Below are 16125 nucleotides of genomic sequence, written 5' to 3'. Positions count from 1 at the left end.
CGCCGATAACCGCTGACTTCTGTTCAGTCCTCCGGGGTGGACCGGTGCGTTCCCAACACTCGACGTGTGGTGACAATCGAGCGCAAGGGTGGCGACCTGACGATGGACAGCCCCGGGCGAGGGTCCGACCCGCGCCCCGCAGCCGGCGGGGAGGAGCAGCCCGGCCCGAGACCCTCCGCGCCGCTGCCGTACGAGGGCGTCTGGCGGTTCACCGCACCCGCCGTGGAGGCCTCGGTGCCGCAGGCCCGGCACGCCGTCCGTGACCTGCTCGCCCGCCAGGGGGTCCCGGCCGCGGACGACACCGTCCAGGGACTGCTGCTGATCGTCTCCGAGTTGGTCACCAACGTGGTCCGGCACGCCGCGCTGCTGTCACCGACGCTCGCCGTCGAGGTCGCCGTGGGCGCCGAGTGGGTGCGCGTCGCGGTCGAGGACAACCACCCCTACCGGCCGACGGCCCTGGAGACCGACCACGGACGGACCGGCGGGCGCGGGCTGCTGCTGGTGCGCGAGATCACCAGGGAGTCGGGCGGGGCGTGCGACGTCGAGCACACGGCGAGCGGCGGCAAGGTGATCTGGGCCGCCCTGCCGCTCAAACCCCGGTACACCCCTTAGGATCTCGCGTCCGGATCACGCCATGCCGCGCGCGGGACCGGGCGCCACGGTCCCGTGGCGCCGCCCGTCACCAGCCGGCCGACGGCCCCGTCAGCTCCCTGACCGCCGGGCGCGCCGCGTCCAGGACCGTCATGAACCAGGACGAGAAGGGGTCCTCGGCGTGCCGCCGGCGCAGTTCCGCGGCGGTCACGAACGCCGTCGAGCCGATCTCGTCCGCGTCCGGCCGCGGCGTGGCCTGCACCATCCCGACGAAGAGGTGGTTGTACTCCTGCTCCACCAGCCCCGAGTCCGGGTCGGGGTGGTTGTAGCGGACGGTGCCCGCCTCGGCCAGCAGCGAGGGGGAGACCCCCAGTTCCTCGTAGGTCCGCCGGGCCGCCGCCGCGAACGGCGCCTCACCGGGGTAGGGATGGCCGCAGCAGGTGTTGGACCACACGCCGGGGGAGTGGTACTTGCCCTGGGCGCGCTGCTGGAGCAGCAGCCGTCCGCGCTCGTCGAAGAGGAAGACGGAGAAGGCCCGGTGCAGTTGGCCTGGCGGCTGGTGGGCGGCGAGCTTCTCCGCCGTACCGATCGTGGTGCCGTCCTCGTCGACCAGCTCCAGCAGGATCACTTCGGCGGTGCCGTTCGACGAACTGGGCGTCGCGGTGGCAGGTGTGATCGGCATACCCATCCTTCGCATCGGTCTACGAGCCCCAAGTCTGCCGTACGGAACCGGCCCTCCCGACACTTCCCGGCTTCCCGCATGTCCCGGTTCCGGCTGCGCGGGACCGGGCGGAGGGACTCCGACCGTGGTCAGTGGCAGAGTCTCGCCTCGTGCTCGGCGTGACCGCTCGGTTCCAGCTGGAACGTGCAGTGCTCGACGTCGAAGTGGTGGCCGATGCAGCCCTGCAGCTCGTGGAGCATCTTCTCGTGGCCGATGGCGTTCAGCGTGTCGGTGCTGACGACCACGTGCGCGGAGAGGACCGGCATACCGGACGTGATGGTCCAGGCGTGCAGGTCGTGGACGTCCTCGACGCCGGGCAGCTCCAGGATGTGCGCCCGCACCTGGGCCATGTCGACGCCCTTGGGGGCCGCCTCCAGCAGCACGTCGAGGGTCTCGCGCAGCAGCTTCCAGGTGCGCGGCACGATCATCAGGGCGATGACGAGCGAGGCGGCCGGGTCGGCGGGCTGCCAGCCGGTGGTCAGGATGACCGCCGCCGAGATCAGCACCGCCACGGACCCCAGCGCGTCCGCGGCGACCTCCAGGAACGCGCCGCGCACGTTGAGGCTGTCCTTCTGGCCCCGCATCAGCAGCGTGAGCGACACCATGTTCGCGACCAGACCGATCAGGCCGAACACGACGGTGAGGCCGCCCGACGTGCCGGCGGGCGTCATGAACCGCTGGACCGCCTCGTACAGCACGTACCCGCCGACCCCGAGCAGGAGCAGGCAGTTGGCGAGGGCCGCGAGGATCTCGGCGCGCGCGTAACCGAACGTACGGTTGCCGGAGGGTGGGAGGTTCGCGAAGTGGATCGCCAGCAGGGACATGCCGAGCCCCAGCGCGTCCGTCGCCATGTGCGCGGCGTCCGCGACCAGGGCGAGCGAGTCGGCGAGGACACCGCCGACGATCTCGACCACCATGACGGTGAGCGTGATCGACAGCGCTACCCGCAGCCGTCCCCGGTACGCGGCCGCCGCCGTGCCGGTGACGGGGGCGCCGTGCGCGTGCCCGTGGTCGTGCCCAGCCCCCATGGAAGCCGCCTCCCGCGCGCTGCCTGATCCTCTGCCGGGGCCCAGTCAACTACGGTCCGGGGGTATCGGGCAACGCGACACCGAACACCGTTGTCATATGCTCTGACCTGCGTAAACGAACCGTGACGGGCGGGCAGGGGCGGCGCCCGCCGTCCGTGACGGGACCGTCCGCGCCGGCCCGCGCGACCGGCGCGGGGCGACGGGCAGGGCCCCGCGCGGGTCCGCGCAGGTCAGCGCGTCGCCGCCGTCAGGCGCCCGCGCCCCGCGCCGCCGCCTCGGGATGGTGCAGCAGCCACCCCTGCCACGCCGACTCGACCATCTCCCGCATCCCGCGCCGCGCGCTCCAGCCGAGCCTCTCCCCGGCCAGCCGCGCCGAGGCGACCGCGCGCGGGGCGTCACCGGGGCGCCGCGCCTCGACGACCGCCGGCCGGGTGTCCCCGCTGACCTCGCCGATCAGGGTGAACAGTTCGCGCACGGAAACACCTTCGCCGCGTCCGATGTTCACGGTCAGGTCACCGGTGACCCGGCCCTCGGCGAGCCGCCGCGCGGCCGCGAGGTGCGCGTCCGCGAGGTCGGCGACGTGGATGTAGTCCCGTACACCGGTGCCGTCCGGGGTCGGGTAGTCGTCGCCGAAGACACGCGGGGACTCGCCGCGCGTGAGCCGGTCGAAGGCCATCGGGACCACGTTGAAGACTCCCGTGTCGGCCAGCTCGGGGGCCGCCGCCCCCGCCACGTTGAAGTAGCGCAGGCACACGGTCGCGATGCCGTGCGCCCGCCCGGCCGCCCGCACCAGCCACTCGCCGGCGAGCTTCGTCTCGCCGTACGGGCTCATCGGGACGCACGGGGTGTCCTCTGTGATCAGGTCCACATCCGGATTGCCGTAGACGGCGGCGGACGAGGAGAACACGAACCGCTCGATCCCGGCTCCGGCGACCGCCTCCAGGAGCGTCGCGAGACCGCCCACGTTCTCCTGGTAGTAGCGCACCGGCTGCTCCACCGACTCACCGACCTGCTTGCGCGCCGCGAGATGCACCACGCCGGTCACCGCGTGCTCGGCCAGGACGCGCTTCAGCAACTCCCCGTCCAGCGAGGAACCCTGGACCAGCGGAATGCTCGCGGGCAGCCGGTCCGGCACCCCCGTCGACAGGTCGTCGAGCGCGACGACCCGCTCTCCGGCCTCGGTCATCGCCCGCGCCACATGCGCCCCGATGTATCCAGCTCCACCTGTGATCAGCCATGTCATGGACGCCAACCCTAGGCCCTGTCCTCAAGCTCCCCTCTGCCCCACGGCACGGGGCCCGGCACGCACGCCGACCGGTCGCCGCCGACGTCCCGCGACATGGTCGGCCGGACACCCCCTGAGCCCGCGCCGTGACCCGCCCCCGCGCCGATGCCGCGAATGTGCGCATCTGTGCCCGCGGGTTTGGTCCACGGGGCGCGATCCACAATGATGATCGTGGCAAAGGCGCCGCCGGCAACGGCTGATCGGGCCGTGAACGGGCGATGAACGCCCGCTTCCGTCCATCCGATAGCCTCTGCCGACATGCCGCCCGGCCACGTCGGCCGCTGGCGCCCCCACCACGCGCACGCCCGGCGTTCCCACGTCGGCACCCAGGGAGTGAGTTCGTCTGTCGACCGCCATCCTCACCGGTCAGCCGGGCCTCGGATCGTCGCTCGAGGGCGATCTGCGGTCGCTCGGTTTCGACGTGCGGGTCGCCTCGGACGCGGGTGAAGCCGAGACCCTGCTCGCCGCCGTGCCGTCCGACCAGCGCGTGGCCGTCGTCGACGCCCGCTTCGTCGGGCACCTGCACGCGCTGCGCCTCGGACTCACCGACCCCCGCTTCCCGGCCGCCGCCGTCCCCGGCGCCGTCACCGTCCAGCCCGAGGCCCGCCAGGCCCTGACCCGGGCCGTGGCCCGCACGAGCTCCGCCGCCGGCAACGGCACGGCGACGCTCGTCGCGGACGACCTCGCCGACCGGGTCACCGCCGCCCTCGACGCGGACGGCGTCCCCGTGCACCGCCCCGAACTCGGCACCCTCGTCGCCGTCGTCCCCGCCGACCCGCAGGCCCGCAACGAGGCCCGGCAGGCCGTCACGAACGTCGACGACGAGGCCGTACGGCTGCGCACCGCGGTGAAGTCCCGGGACGGGTTCTTCACCACGTACTGCATCAGCCCGTACTCGCGCTACATCGCCCGCTGGTGCGCCCGCCGGGGCCTCACCCCGAACCAGGTCACCACCGCCTCGCTGATCACCGCGCTGATCGCGGCCGGCTGCGCGGCCACCGGCACCCGCCCCGGCTTCGTCGCCGCCGGCGTCCTGCTCCTCGCCTCCTTCGTGCTGGACTGCACCGACGGGCAGCTCGCCCGCTACTCGCTGCAGTACTCGACGCTCGGCGCCTGGCTGGACGCCACCTTCGACCGCGCCAAGGAGTACGCCTACTACGCGGGCCTCGCCCTCGGAGCGGCCCGCGGCGGTGACGACGTGTGGGCGCTGGCGCTCGGCGCGATGGTCCTGCAGACCTGCCGGCACGTCGTCGACTTCTCCTTCAACGAGGCGAACCACGACGCCACCGCCAACACCAGCCCCACCGCCGCGCTCTCCGACAGACTGGACAGCGTCGGCTGGACCGTGTGGCTGCGCCGGATGATCGTCCTGCCCATCGGCGAGCGGTGGGCGATGATCGCCGTCCTCACCGCCCTCACGACGCCCCGCATCACCTTCTACGCGCTGCTCGCCGGCTGCGCGCTGGCCGCCACGTACACCACGGCGGGCCGCGTGCTGCGGTCGCTGACCCGCAGGGCCCGGCGCACGGACCGTGCGGCGGGGGCCCTCGCCGACCTCACCGACTCGGGGCCCCTCGCCGAGCTGCTCACCCGCGTCACCCCGCCGGGGGCGGCCCGCGGCCCGGCCGCCGTCGCCCTGGTCGCCGGTGCCGTCGTGGTCCTCGGCGCCTGGCTCTCCCCGTACGGGAGCTGGTGGCCGGTCCTCGGCGCCGCGCTCTACGTGCTCCTGTCTCCGCCGGCCCTGGCCCGGCCCCTCAAGGGAGCCCTGGACTGGCTGGTTCCGCCGTTCTTCCGGGCCGCCGAATACGGCACCGTGCTGGTACTGGCCGCCAAGGCCGACGTGAACGGGGCACTTCCGGCGGCTTTCGGACTGGTGTCCGCGGTCGCCTACCATCACTACGACACGGTGTACCGCATCCGCGGCGACGCCGGCGCGCCGCCGCACTGGCTGGTGCGGGCACTCGGCGGGCACGAGGGCAGGACGCTGCTGGTCACCGTCCTGGCCGCACTGCTCGCGGCCACAGATTTCAAGGTCGCGCTCACGGTCCTCGCCGTGGCCGCGGCGCTGGTGGTGCTCTTCGAGAGCATCCGCTTCTGGGTGTCCTCCGGGGCGCCCGCCGTACACGATGAAGGAGAACCCGCATGATCGGCCTCGTGCTGGCGGCCGGCGCCGGACGCCGTCTTCGCCCCTACACCGACACCCTGCCCAAGGCGCTGGTGCCGGTCGGCCCCGAGGGCGCGGAGGACAGCCTCACGGTCCTGGACCTGACCCTCGGCAACTTCGCCGAGATCGGCCTGACCGAGGTCGCGATCATCGTCGGGTACGCCAAGGAGGCCATCTACGAGCGCCGCGAGGCCCTCGAGCAGAAGTACGGCGTCAAGATCACGCTGATCGACAACGACAAGGCCGAGGAGTGGAACAACGCCTACTCCCTGTGGTGCGGCCGTGACGCCATCAAGCACTCGGTGATCCTCGCCAACGGCGACACCGTCCACCCGGTCTCCGTCGAGAAGACGCTGCTCGCCGCCCGCGGCGACGGCAAGAAGATCATCCTCGCCCTGGACACGGTGAAGTCCCTCGCCGACGAGGAGATGAAGGTCGTCGTCGGCCCCGAGGGCGGCATGACCAAGATCACCAAGCTGATGGACCCCGCCGAGGCCACCGGTGAGTACATCGGCGTCACCCTCATCGAGGGCGAGGCCGCCGACGAGCTCGCCGACGCCCTGAAGACCGTCTTCGAGACGGACCCGCAGCAGTTCTACGAGCACGGCTACCAGGAGCTCGTCAACCGCGGCTTCCGGATCGACGTCGCGCCCATCGGTGACGTCAAGTGGGTCGAGATCGACAACCACGACGACCTCGCCAAGGGACGTGAGATCGCGTGCCAGTACTGACGAGGCTCATCCCCTCGCCGGTCGTCGTCGACATCCGTCCGGGAGCCCTGGACGACCTGGCGAGTGTCCTCGCCGACCAGCGGATCTCGCACTCCGGCAAGCTCGCCGTCGCGATCAGCGGCGGCTCCGGGGCCCGGCTGCGCGAGCGGCTGGCCCCGGCGCTGCCGGGCGCGACCTGGTACGAGGTCGGCGGCGGCACGCTGGACGACGCGATCAAGCTCGCCGACGCCATGAAGTCCGGGCACTACGACGCGGTCGTGGGCCTGGGCGGCGGCAAGATCATCGACTGTGCGAAGTTCGCCGCGGCACGCGTCGGCCTCCCGCTGGTCGCCGTCGCGACGAACCTCTCGCACGACGGACTGTGCTCACCGGTCGCCACCCTCGACAACGACGCGGGCCGCGGCTCCTACGGGGTGCCCAACCCGATCGCCGTCGTCATCGACCTCGACGTCATCCGTGAGGCCCCGGTCCGCTTCGTGCGCTCCGGCATCGGCGACGCCCTGTCCAACATCTCCGCGGTCGCGGACTGGGAGCTCGCCCACCGCGAGAAGGGCGAGCAGATCGACGGCCTCGCGGCCGCGATGGCCCGTCAGGCCGGCGAGGCCGTACTGCGGCACCCGGGCGGCGTCGGCGACGACGCCTTCCTCCAGGTGCTCGCCGAGGGACTGGTGCTGACCGGCATCTCCATGTCGGTCGCGGGCGACTCCCGCCCCGCCTCCGGCGCCTGTCACGAGATCAACCACGCCTTCGACCTCCTCTTCCCCAAGCGCGCGGCGAGCCACGGCGAGCAGTGCGGCATGGGCGCGGGCTTCGCGATGTTCCTGCGCGGTGCCGTCGAGGAGTCCGTGGGCATGGCCGAGGTGCTGCGCCGGCACGGTCTGCCGGTGACGCCGGACGAGATCGGCTTCACGGTGGACGAGTTCGTCCAGGTCGTGGAGTTCGCTCCGCAGACCCGCCCCGGCCGGTACACGATCCTCGAACACCTCGACCTGACCACCGACCAGATCAAGGACGCATACGCCGACTATGCCAAGGCCATCGGTAGCTGAACTCCGCCCCGTCGTTCACCCCGAAGGGGTCAAGGACCGGCGCAGCGGTGAGCACTGGGCGGGACGCCTGTACATGCGAGAGATCTCGCTGCACATCGACCCGTACCTGGCCAACTCCAGGATCACGCCCAACCAGCTCACCTATCTGATGGTCGTCGCGGGTGTCCTGGCGGGCGCGGCACTGCTCGTGCCGGGCCTCGCCGGGGCGCTCGCCGGCGCCGTCCTCATCCAGGTCTACCTGCTGCTGGACTGCGTCGACGGCGAGATCGCCCGCTGGCGCAAGCAGACCTCGATCACCGGGGTCTACCTGGACCGGATCGGCCACTACCTGTCCGAGGCGGCCCTGCTCGTCGGCTTCGGCCTGCGCGGCGCCGACCTGTTCGACGGCTCCGAGAGCCCCGAGTGGCTGTGGGCCTTCCTCGGCACCCTGGCCGCGCTCGGCGCGATCCTCATCAAGGCGGAGACCGACCTGGTCGACGTGGCGCGAGCCCGCAGCGGCCTGCCCGCGGTCAAGGACGAGGCGTCCACGCCCCGCTCCTCGGGCCTCGCGCTGGCCCGCAGGGCCGCGGCGGCCCTCAAGTTCCACCGTCTGGTCGGCGGTGTCGAGGCCAGCCTGTTCATCCTGGCGGTGGCCGTCCTCGACCTGATCGGCGGCGACCTGTTCTGGACCCGCCTCGGCATCGCGGTCCTGGCCGGCATCGCGATCCTGCAGACCCTGCTCCACCTCGTGTCCATCCTCGCCTCCAGCAGACTGAAGTGAGTGCCCCCATGAAGGTCGGCGCGGTGATCATCACCATGGGCAACCGCCCCGAGGAGCTCCGGGCGCTCCTCGACTCGGTGGCCAAGCAGGACGGCGACCCCGTGGAGGTCGTCGTCGTCGGCAACGGCTCACCCGTACCGGACGTCCCCGCGGGCGTCCGCACCGTCGAGCTGCCGGAGAACCTCGGCATCCCCGGCGGCCGCAACGTCGGCATCGAGGCCTTCGGCCCCGGCGGCACCGACGTCGACGTCCTGCTCTTCCTCGACGACGACGGACTCCTCGCGCGCGGCGACACCGCCGAGCTGTGCCGCACGGCGTTCGAGGCCGATCCGGAGCTCGGCATCATCAGCTTCCGCATCGCCGACCCGGAGACCGGCGTCACCCAGCGCCGCCACGTACCGCGGCTGCGGGCCTCCGACCCGCTGCGCGACTCCCGCGTCACCACGTTCCTCGGCGGCGCCAACGCCGTCCGCACGAAGGTGTTCGCCGAGGTCGGCGGGCTGCCCGACGAGTTCTTCTACGCCCACGAGGAGACCGACCTGGCCTGGCGCGCACTCGACGCGGGCTGGATGATCGACTACCGCTCCGACATGGTGCTGTACCACCCGACGACCGCGCCCTCGCGGCACGCGGTCTACCACCGCATGGTCGCCCGCAACCGCGTCTGGCTCGCCCGCCGCAACCTCCCCGCGCTGCTCGTCCCCGTCTACCTCGGCGTCTGGATGCTCCTGACGCTGGCCCGCCGCCCCTCGGGGCCGGCCCTGAAGGCGTGGTTCGGCGGTTTCAGGGAGGGCTGGACGAGTCCGTGCGGCCGCCGGCGCCCGATGAAGTGGCGTACGGTGTGGCGGCTGACCCGACTGGGCCGACCTCCCGTCATCTGACAAGCTCGATATCTGAGAGCATTCGGCCGTACCGTACCCCGGTCCCCGGTTACCGACCGGGCCCGACCAGGCTGCGCACTTTTGAGGACGAAAGTTTCCACTTGTGAGTGAGACAACGCATGACGGCGGAGTCGCGGTGAGCGCCCCTCCGTCGCCCGACGAAGGGCTCCCCCCGGCCCAGATCGCCGCCAAGTACGGGCTGGCGGTGAGCGGTGCCCGGCCCGGGCTCGTCGAGTACGTGCGCCGGCTCTGGGGGCGCCGTCACTTCATCCTCGCCTTCTCGCAGGCGAAGCTGACCGCCCAGTACAGCCAGGCCAAGCTCGGCCAGCTGTGGCAGGTGGCCACACCGCTGCTGAACGCGGCCGTGTACTTCCTGATCTTCGGCCTGATCCTCAAGGCCGACCGCGGCATGTCCCGTGAGGTCTACATCCCGTTCCTCGTGACGGGCGTCTTCACCTTCACCTTCACCCAGAGCTCGGTCATGGCCGGCGTCCGGGCGATCTCCGGGAACCTCGGCCTGGTCCGGGCGCTGCACTTCCCGCGCGCCGCGCTGCCCGTCTCCTTCGCGCTGCAGCAGCTCCAGCAGCTGCTCTTCTCGATGATCGTGCTGTTCCTGGTGGCGATCGGGTTCGGCAGCTACCCGGGCATGTCCTGGCTGCTGATCGTGCCCGTCCTGGTGCTGCAGTTCCTCTTCAACACCGGGCTCGCGCTGATCATGGCCCGGCTCGGTTCGAAGACGCCGGACCTCGCCCAGCTGATGCCGTTCGTGATGCGTACGTGGATGTACGCGTCCGGCGTGATGTTCTCCATCCCGGTGATGCTGGCCGACCAGCCCGACTGGATCGCCGACGTGCTCCAGTGGAACCCGGCCGCCATCTACATGGACCTGATGCGCTTCGCGCTCATCGACGGCTACGGCTCGCAGAACCTGCCCCCGCACGTCTGGGGGGTCGCGTGCGGCTGGGCCGTCCTCGTGGCGCTCGGCGGGTTCGTGTACTTCTGGAAGGCGGAAGAGAGGTACGGCCGTGGCTGAGCAGCGCTCGCACGTTCCCACCGTCATCGCGGACGAGCTGCACATCGTCTACCGGGTCAACGGTGCCAAGACCGGAAAGGGCAGCGCCACCTCCGCCCTCAGCCGCATCGTCAAGCGCGGCGAGGAGCGCGGCGTCCGCAAGGTGCACGCCGTCAGGGGCGTCTCCTTCACCGCGTACCGCGGCGAGGCCATCGGCCTGATCGGCTCGAACGGTTCCGGCAAGTCCACGCTGCTGCGTGCCATCGCCGGGCTGCTGCCCGCCGAGAAGGGCAAGGTCTACACCGACGGCCAGCCCTCGCTGCTCGGCGTCAACGCGGCCCTGATGAACGACCTGACCGGCGAGCGCAACGTGATCCTGGGCGGGCTCGCGATGGGCATGTCCCGCGAGCAGATCCGGGAGCGCTACCAGGAGATCGTCGACTTCTCGGGCATCAACGAGAAGGGCGACTTCATCACCCTGCCGATGCGCACCTACTCCTCCGGCATGGCGGCGCGGCTGCGGTTCTCCATCGCGGCCGCCAAGGACCACGACGTGCTCATGATCGACGAGGCGCTGGCGACCGGCGACCGCAAGTTCCAGAAGCGCTCCGAGGCCCGCATCCGCGAGCTGCGCAAGGAGGCCGGCACGGTCTTCCTGGTCAGCCACAACAACAAGTCGATCCGCGACACCTGCGACCGGGTCCTGTGGCTGGAGCGCGGCGAGCTGCGCATGGACGGACCGACCGACGAGGTCCTCAAGGAGTACGAGAAGTTCACGGGCAAGTAGCGCCCGCGCCGCCCGGTCCCCCGACCGGGCGCACCCGAGGAAGCGGACCCCGCCGCAGCGTCTGCGGCGGGGTCCCGTCGCGCGCGCACGGTGTCCGCCGCCCCGGCGGAGAAAGATCCATACGGGCAAAGTCCGCCCCAACTCGCGTGCCTCTTAGGAATCTTGATGCCAATCGGTGTGTTCTTGTGATGGGCTGGGACACCCCCACGGGGCGCGCGGCGTTGTACAACGTAAGCTGTACCGGTGCTGATTCGCGGCAAGTGGGGCGATAATGCGCGACACCAGGCACCGGTCCGCCGTGCGGATCCCCGGGCGGCGTGTCCGAAATGGGCAGTATTGAGTCGACAGTGTAGAACGGGAGATGTGACGGCAATGGCTACGGAAACTCTCCGGCTCCGCGATGCTCGTGCCGTTTCCGTGCCGGGCGGCGAGCGGTGACCGAAGCCGGGACGACCCGCCCCGGCTCCATCGAGGGCGGCACCCTCGACAAGGCCGCGGACGAGAACTTCCCCGTGGCGCCCTTCTTCCTGCCCAGGGTCTGGCGTGACGACCTCATGGCGGTCTACGGATTCGCCCGCCTCGTCGACGACATCGGCGACGGCGACCTCGCCCCCGGGGGCGCCGACGCCCGGCTGCTGGGCGTGTCGCCCGACGACGCCGGGGACCGCCTGCTCCTGCTGGACGCCTTCGAGGCCGACCTGCACAGGGTGTTCGCATCGACGCCCCGTCACCCCCTGCTGCGCCGGCTGCAGCCCACCGTCCGCCGCGCCGGCCTCACCCCCGAGCCCTTCCTCGGCCTGATCGCCGCCAACCGCCAGGACCAGCTCGTCACGCGCTACGAGACCTACGACGACCTCCTCGCCTACTGCGAGCTGTCCGCCAACCCCGTCGGCCGGCTGGTCCTCTCCGTCACCGGCACCTCGACCCCCGAGCGCGTCCGCCGCTCCGACGCCGTGTGCACGGCACTGCAGATCGTCGAGCACCTCCAGGACGTCGCCGAGGACCTGGGCCGCGACCGTGTCTACCTGCCCGCCGAGGACATGAAGCGCTTCCACGTCCAGGAGGCGGACCTCGCCGCGCCCACAGCGGGCGCGTCGGTGCGCGCGCTGATCGCCTACGAGGCGCGGCGCGCGCTGGACCTCCTGGACGAAGGCACCCCCCTGGTGGGCAGCGTCCACGGCAGGCTGCGGCTGCTGCTGGCGGGGTTCGTGGCGGGGGGACGGGCGGCGGTCCGCGCGATCACCGCCGCCGGATTCGACGTACTTCCCGGCCCGCCCAAGCCCGGCAGGCTCCAGCTGCTGCGCGAGGTGGGAGTGACTCTGCGAGGAAAGGGGTGATCCGGACCGTGGAGTCGCAACCACACGTGTCCCCGCCGGTACTCGCCGCGTACAGCTACTGCGAGGCAGTCACCGGACAACAGGCACGCAACTTCGCGTACGGCATCAGGCTGCTGCCGACGCCGAAGCGCCGTGCGATGTCGGCGCTGTACGCGCTTTCACGGCGCGTCGACGACATCGGTGACGGGGCGCTCCCGGCGGACGTGAAGACGGCCCGCCTGGAGGACACCCGGGCGCTGCTCACCCGGGTCAGGGAGGGATCGCTGGCTGAGGACGACACCGACCCGGTCGGCGTCGCCCTCAGCCACGCGGCCACCGCCTTCCCGATCCCGCTCGGCGGCCTCGACGAACTCATCGACGGCGTCCTCATGGACGTACGCGGCGAGACCTACGAGACCTGGGACGACCTCAAGGTCTACTGCCGCTGTGTCGCGGGAGCCATCGGCCGGCTCTCGCTCGGCGTGTTCGGTACGGAGCCGGGGGCGCGCGGCGCCGAACGGGCACCCGAGTACGCCGACACGCTGGGGCTCGCGCTGCAGCTCACCAACATCCTGCGGGACGTGCGCGAGGACGCCGAGGGCGGGCGTACCTACCTGCCCTCCGACGACCTCGCCAAGTTCGGCTGCGCGGCCGGCTTCGACGGGCCGACGCCACCCGAGGGCTCCGACTTCGCGGGCCTCGTGCACTTCGAAGTGCGCCGGGCCCGCGCCCTGTTCGCGGAGGGCTACCGGCTGCTGCCGATGCTCGACCGGCGCAGCGGTGCGTGCGTGGCCGCGATGGCCGGCATCTACCGCCGTCTGCTCGACCGCATCGAGCGCGAGCCCGAGGCGGTGCTGCGCGGACGGGTCTCGCTGCCCGGACGCGAGAAGGCGTACGTCGCCGTGCGCGGGCTGTCCGGCCTCGACGCCCGCCACGTCACCCGCAGGACCGTCAGGAGGCGCGTGTGACCGGCTCATCGCGCCCGGGCGGCCGTGCCGGGCGGAGATCGCGCGCAACCCTCGGGCGCCGGCCGGCGTCCCTGACTGCGACGGCCTGCCGTACGCCGTTCGCGTACCGGGGCACGGCCGCGGGGGAGGGGGCGCCATGAGCGACGGCACGCGGTCCGCCGGGCCGGCCGCGCGCGGTCCGGGCCGCCCGGGCCCGGCGAGCGCCGTGGTCGTCGGCGGAGGACTCGCCGGCACCACCGCCGCCCTCGCGCTCGCCGACGCCGGGGTGCGCGTCACCCTGCTCGAAGGACGGCCGCGACTGGGCGGACTCGCCTTCTCCTTCCGGCGCGGCGAGCTCACCGTCGACAACGGCCAGCACGTGTACCTGCGCTGCTGCACCGCCTACCGGTGGTTCCTCAACCGCGTCGGGGCGTCCGCGCTCGCCCCGCTGCAGGACCGGCTCGACGTGCCCGTCCTCGACGCCGCGGGCAGGCCCGGCCGGCGGCTGGGCAGAATCGGCCGCACCGCCCTGCCGGTGCCGCTGCATCTCGCGAGAAGCCTCGCCGCGTATCCGCACCTGTCGCTCGCCGAGCGCGCCAGGGTCGGCCGTGCCGCACTGGCGCTGCGCGGCCTCGACCTCACCGACCCGGCACTGGACGCGCGGGACTTCGGCGGCTGGCTCGCCGAACACGGCCAGTCGGCGCGTGCTATCGAGGCACTGTGGGACCTGGTGGGGGTCGCCACCCTCAACGCGGTGGCGGGCGACGCCTCGCTCGCGCTCGCCGCGATGGTGTTCAAGACCGGTCTGCTGTCCGACCCGGGAGCCGCCGACATCGGCTGGGCGCACGTCCCGCTGGGCGAACTGCACGACCGTCTCACCCGCAGGGCGCTCGACTCCGCGGGCGTCCGCACCGAGGTCCGTACACGAGTCACCTCCCTCTCCCCCTACGGGAACGGACGTTGGGGCGTATCCGTTCCCGGCGGGACGCTGGAGGCCGACGCCGTCGTCCTCGCCGTCCCGCAGCGCGAGGCGCACGGCCTGCTGCCCGACGGCGCGCTCGACCACCCCGGGCGGCTGCTGGAGATCGGCACCGCGCCGATCCTCAACGTTCACGTCGTCTACGACCGCAAGGTGCTCGCCCGGCCGTTCTTCGCCGCGATCGGCTCCCCGGTGCAGTGGGTCTTCGACCGGACCGAGGCCTCCGGTCTCACCGGGGGCCAGTACCTCGCGGTGTCCCAGTCGGCGGCGCACGGCGAGATCGACGAGCCCGTCGCCGTCCTGCGCGAGCGCTACCTGCCGGAACTGGAACGGCTGCTGCCCGGCGCCCGCGGCGCCGGGGTGAAGGACTTCTTCGTGACCCGGGAGCGCACGGCGACCTTCGCGCCCGCTCCCGGCGTCGGCCGGCTCCGCCCCGGCGCCCGCACCAAGGCCCCCGGCCTCTGCCTGGCCGGAGCGTGGACCGCCACCGGGTGGCCCGCGACCATGGAGGGCGCGGTCCGCAGCGGCGTCAGTGCGGCGGGCGCCGCACTGGCCGCGCTCGACCGGCCCCACGACCACCTCCTCGACGTCTTCGAGGAGACCGGGCGCCGCGTCCCCGCCGGGACCGCGGCCCCGCGCGACGGCTTCGCGCCGGGACGGATCCCCGGTCGCACCCATGAAGCGACGGGTGTCGTCTCCCCACGAGGTGACGCCCGGTGAAACTCGATCTGCACGGGACTGGTCCCCGCACCCCCAGTACCGCGACAAGAGGAGAGACTGTGCCCACTGTGCCCCCGGCCGAGAAGGCCGCTCGAGAGACCGCGGTGGACGTGGCCGCGCTTCTGGAGCGCGGCCGGACCCTGGCCGCTCCGGTGCTGCGGGCGGCCGTCGACCGCCTGGCACCGCCCATGGACACCGTCGCCGCCTACCACTTCGGCTGGATCGACGCCTCGGGCAACCCCGCCGACGGCGACGGAGGCAAGGCCGTCCGCCCCGCACTCGCCCTGCTCTCCGCGCAGGCCGCCGGTTCCGCCCCCGAGGTCGGCGTGCCCGGCGCGGTCGCGGTCGAACTGGTGCACAACTTCTCGCTGCTGCACGACGACCTCATGGACGGCGACGAGCAGCGCCGCCACCGCGACACCGTCTGGAAGGTGCACGGACCCGCCCAGGCCATCCTCGTCGGCGACGCACTCTTCGCGCTGGCCAACGAGGTCCTCCTGGAGCTCGGCACCGTCGAGGCCGGCCGCGCCGCCCGCCGGCTGACCACCGCCTCCCGCTCCCTCATCGACGGCCAGGCGCAGGACATCTCCTACGAGCACCGCGAGCGGGTCACCGTCGAGGAGTGCCTGGAGATGGAGGGCAACAAGACGGGCGCCCTGCTCGCCTGCGCCTGCTCCATCGGCGCCGTCCTCGGCGGCGCGGACGACGCGACCGCCGACACCCTGGAGCGGTACGGGTACCACCTCGGCCTCGCGTTCCAGGCCGTCGACGACCTCCTCGGCATCTGGGGCGACCCGGAGGCCACCGGGAAGCAGACCTGGAGCGATCTGCGCCAGCGCAAGAAGTCCCTGCCGGTCGTCGCCGCGCTCGCCGCACAGGGCCCCGCCGCACGGCGCCTGGGAGAACTGCTCGCCGCCGACGCCAAGAGCAGCGACTTCGAGAACTTCTCCGAGGAGGAGTTCGCCGTGCGCGCCGCGCTCATCGAGGAGGCCGGCGGCCGCGAGTGGACCGCCCAGGAGGCACGGCGCCAGCACACCGTCGCCATCGAGGCCCTGGACACCGTGCCCATGCCCGACCAGGTGCGGGCCCAGCTGGTGGCCCTCGCCGACTTCGTCGTCGTACGGAAGAGATGATCACTATCGGTCGAACGAACC

General features: G+C 72.3%; 16 protein-coding genes. 13 read left to right on the top strand and 3 right to left on the bottom strand.

From position 1 onward, the window contains the following. The first annotated feature begins 102 nt into the window (after positions 1 to 102). Complete coding sequence (locus tag ACFY93_RS06770; protein ID WP_391354779.1) at positions 103 to 612, top strand: ATP-binding protein; 510 nt, start codon at positions 103 to 105, stop codon at positions 610 to 612. Between the two features lie 67 nt (positions 613 to 679). Here ACFY93_RS06770 and idi read toward each other — a convergent pair whose 3' ends face one another. The 3 genes from idi to galE all read right to left on the bottom strand — a co-directional run bounded on the left by idi (position 680) and on the right by galE (position 3583). After that, complete coding sequence (idi, locus tag ACFY93_RS06765; RefSeq protein ID WP_391354230.1) at positions 680 to 1273, bottom strand: isopentenyl-diphosphate Delta-isomerase; 594 nt, start codon at positions 1271 to 1273, stop codon at positions 680 to 682. 128 nt (positions 1274 to 1401) lie between these two features. Then, entirely contained in the window at positions 1402 to 2340 is a 939-nt protein-coding gene (locus ACFY93_RS06760) for a cation diffusion facilitator family transporter (protein WP_391354228.1), read from the bottom strand. A 247-nt stretch (positions 2341 to 2587) separates the two neighbouring features. Then, the gene (gene galE / locus ACFY93_RS06755) at positions 2588 to 3583 is read right to left on the bottom strand and encodes a UDP-glucose 4-epimerase GalE (RefSeq protein ID WP_391354227.1); all 996 of its coding nucleotides are present in this window, start codon (positions 3581 to 3583) and stop codon (positions 2588 to 2590) included. A 385-nt stretch (positions 3584 to 3968) separates the two neighbouring features. Here galE and ACFY93_RS06750 point away from each other — a divergent pair, with 385 nt between their 5' ends. From ACFY93_RS06750 to ACFY93_RS06695, 12 genes are all read left to right on the top strand, one after another. Further along, a complete protein-coding gene (locus tag ACFY93_RS06750; protein WP_391354777.1) occupies positions 3969 to 5771 on the top strand; it encodes a DUF5941 domain-containing protein in 1803 nt (600 codons plus the stop codon). Beyond that, entirely contained in the window at positions 5768 to 6520 is a 753-nt protein-coding gene (locus ACFY93_RS06745) for a sugar phosphate nucleotidyltransferase (protein ID WP_391354226.1), read from the top strand. Before ACFY93_RS06750 ends, ACFY93_RS06745 begins: the two co-directional genes overlap by 4 nt. Then, on the top strand, positions 6508 to 7569 hold the full coding sequence (locus tag ACFY93_RS06740) for an iron-containing alcohol dehydrogenase (protein ID WP_391354224.1): 1062 nt from the start codon (positions 6508 to 6510) through the stop codon (positions 7567 to 7569). Before ACFY93_RS06745 ends, ACFY93_RS06740 begins: the two co-directional genes overlap by 13 nt. Next, positions 7547 to 8329, top strand: a complete 783-nt coding sequence (locus ACFY93_RS06735; protein WP_391354222.1) for a CDP-alcohol phosphatidyltransferase family protein — start codon at positions 7547 to 7549, stop codon at positions 8327 to 8329. The genes ACFY93_RS06740 and ACFY93_RS06735 overlap by 23 nt, the downstream gene beginning before the upstream one ends. Positions 8330 to 8337: 8 nt before the next feature. After that, positions 8338 to 9210, top strand: a complete 873-nt coding sequence (locus ACFY93_RS06730; RefSeq protein WP_391354220.1) for a glycosyltransferase — start codon at positions 8338 to 8340, stop codon at positions 9208 to 9210. 103 nt (positions 9211 to 9313) lie between these two features. Beyond that, positions 9314 to 10243 carry an ABC transporter permease gene (locus tag ACFY93_RS06725; protein ID WP_391354218.1) on the top strand — a complete coding sequence of 310 codons (930 nt, stop codon included), beginning with the start codon at positions 9314 to 9316 and terminating at the stop codon, positions 10241 to 10243. Next, complete coding sequence (locus ACFY93_RS06720) at positions 10236 to 11009, top strand: ATP-binding cassette domain-containing protein (RefSeq protein WP_391354216.1); 774 nt, start codon at positions 10236 to 10238, stop codon at positions 11007 to 11009. The genes ACFY93_RS06725 and ACFY93_RS06720 overlap by 8 nt, the downstream gene beginning before the upstream one ends. Positions 11010 to 11443: 434 nt before the next feature. Continuing rightward, positions 11444 to 12346, top strand: a complete 903-nt coding sequence (hpnC, locus tag ACFY93_RS06715; protein WP_391354214.1) for a squalene synthase HpnC — start codon at positions 11444 to 11446, stop codon at positions 12344 to 12346. Beyond that, a complete protein-coding gene (gene hpnD, locus ACFY93_RS06710) occupies positions 12343 to 13293 on the top strand; it encodes a presqualene diphosphate synthase HpnD (RefSeq protein WP_391354212.1) in 951 nt (316 codons plus the stop codon). Before hpnC ends, hpnD begins: the two co-directional genes overlap by 4 nt. After that, positions 13290 to 13433 carry a DUF6380 family protein gene (locus tag ACFY93_RS06705; protein WP_391354210.1) on the top strand — a complete coding sequence of 48 codons (144 nt, stop codon included), beginning with the start codon at positions 13290 to 13292 and terminating at the stop codon, positions 13431 to 13433. Before hpnD ends, ACFY93_RS06705 begins: the two co-directional genes overlap by 4 nt. Next, the gene (hpnE, locus tag ACFY93_RS06700) at positions 13430 to 14971 is read left to right on the top strand and encodes a hydroxysqualene dehydroxylase HpnE (protein WP_391354208.1); all 1542 of its coding nucleotides are present in this window, start codon (positions 13430 to 13432) and stop codon (positions 14969 to 14971) included. Before ACFY93_RS06705 ends, hpnE begins: the two co-directional genes overlap by 4 nt. Next, complete coding sequence (locus ACFY93_RS06695) at positions 14968 to 16104, top strand: polyprenyl synthetase family protein (protein ID WP_391354206.1); 1137 nt, start codon at positions 14968 to 14970, stop codon at positions 16102 to 16104. The genes hpnE and ACFY93_RS06695 overlap by 4 nt, the downstream gene beginning before the upstream one ends. The last annotated feature ends 21 nt before the right edge of the window (positions 16105 to 16125 follow it).

It is taken from the genome of Streptomyces sp. NPDC008313 (assembly GCF_042956125.1).
Classification (GTDB): Bacteria; Actinomycetota; Actinomycetes; order Streptomycetales; family Streptomycetaceae; genus Streptomyces.
The sequence above is the reverse complement of the archived record's forward strand: the minus strand, read 5'-3'. Positions and strand labels throughout refer to the sequence as shown.

Bases quoted from the DNA above. Each gene is read 5' to 3' on its own strand.
- ACFY93_RS06745 (WP_391354226.1), top strand. From the start codon at position 5,768: ATGATCGGCCTCGTGCTGGCGGCCGGCGCCGGACGCCGTCTTCGCCCC.
- ACFY93_RS06730 (WP_391354220.1), top strand. From the start codon at position 8,338: ATGAAGGTCGGCGCGGTGATCATCACCATGGGCAACCGCCCCGAGGAG.
- ACFY93_RS06760 (WP_391354228.1), bottom strand. From the start codon at position 2,340: ATGGGGGCTGGGCACGACCACGGGCACGCGCACGGCGCCCCCGTCACC.
- ACFY93_RS06735 (WP_391354222.1), top strand. From the start codon at position 7,547: ATGCCAAGGCCATCGGTAGCTGAACTCCGCCCCGTCGTTCACCCCGAA.
- hpnE (WP_391354208.1), top strand. From the start codon at position 13,430: ATGAGCGACGGCACGCGGTCCGCCGGGCCGGCCGCGCGCGGTCCGGGC.
- idi (WP_391354230.1), bottom strand. From the start codon at position 1,273: ATGCCGATCACACCTGCCACCGCGACGCCCAGTTCGTCGAACGGCACC.
- ACFY93_RS06770 (WP_391354779.1), top strand. From the start codon at position 103: ATGGACAGCCCCGGGCGAGGGTCCGACCCGCGCCCCGCAGCCGGCGGG.
- galE (WP_391354227.1), bottom strand. From the start codon at position 3,583: ATGACATGGCTGATCACAGGTGGAGCTGGATACATCGGGGCGCATGTG.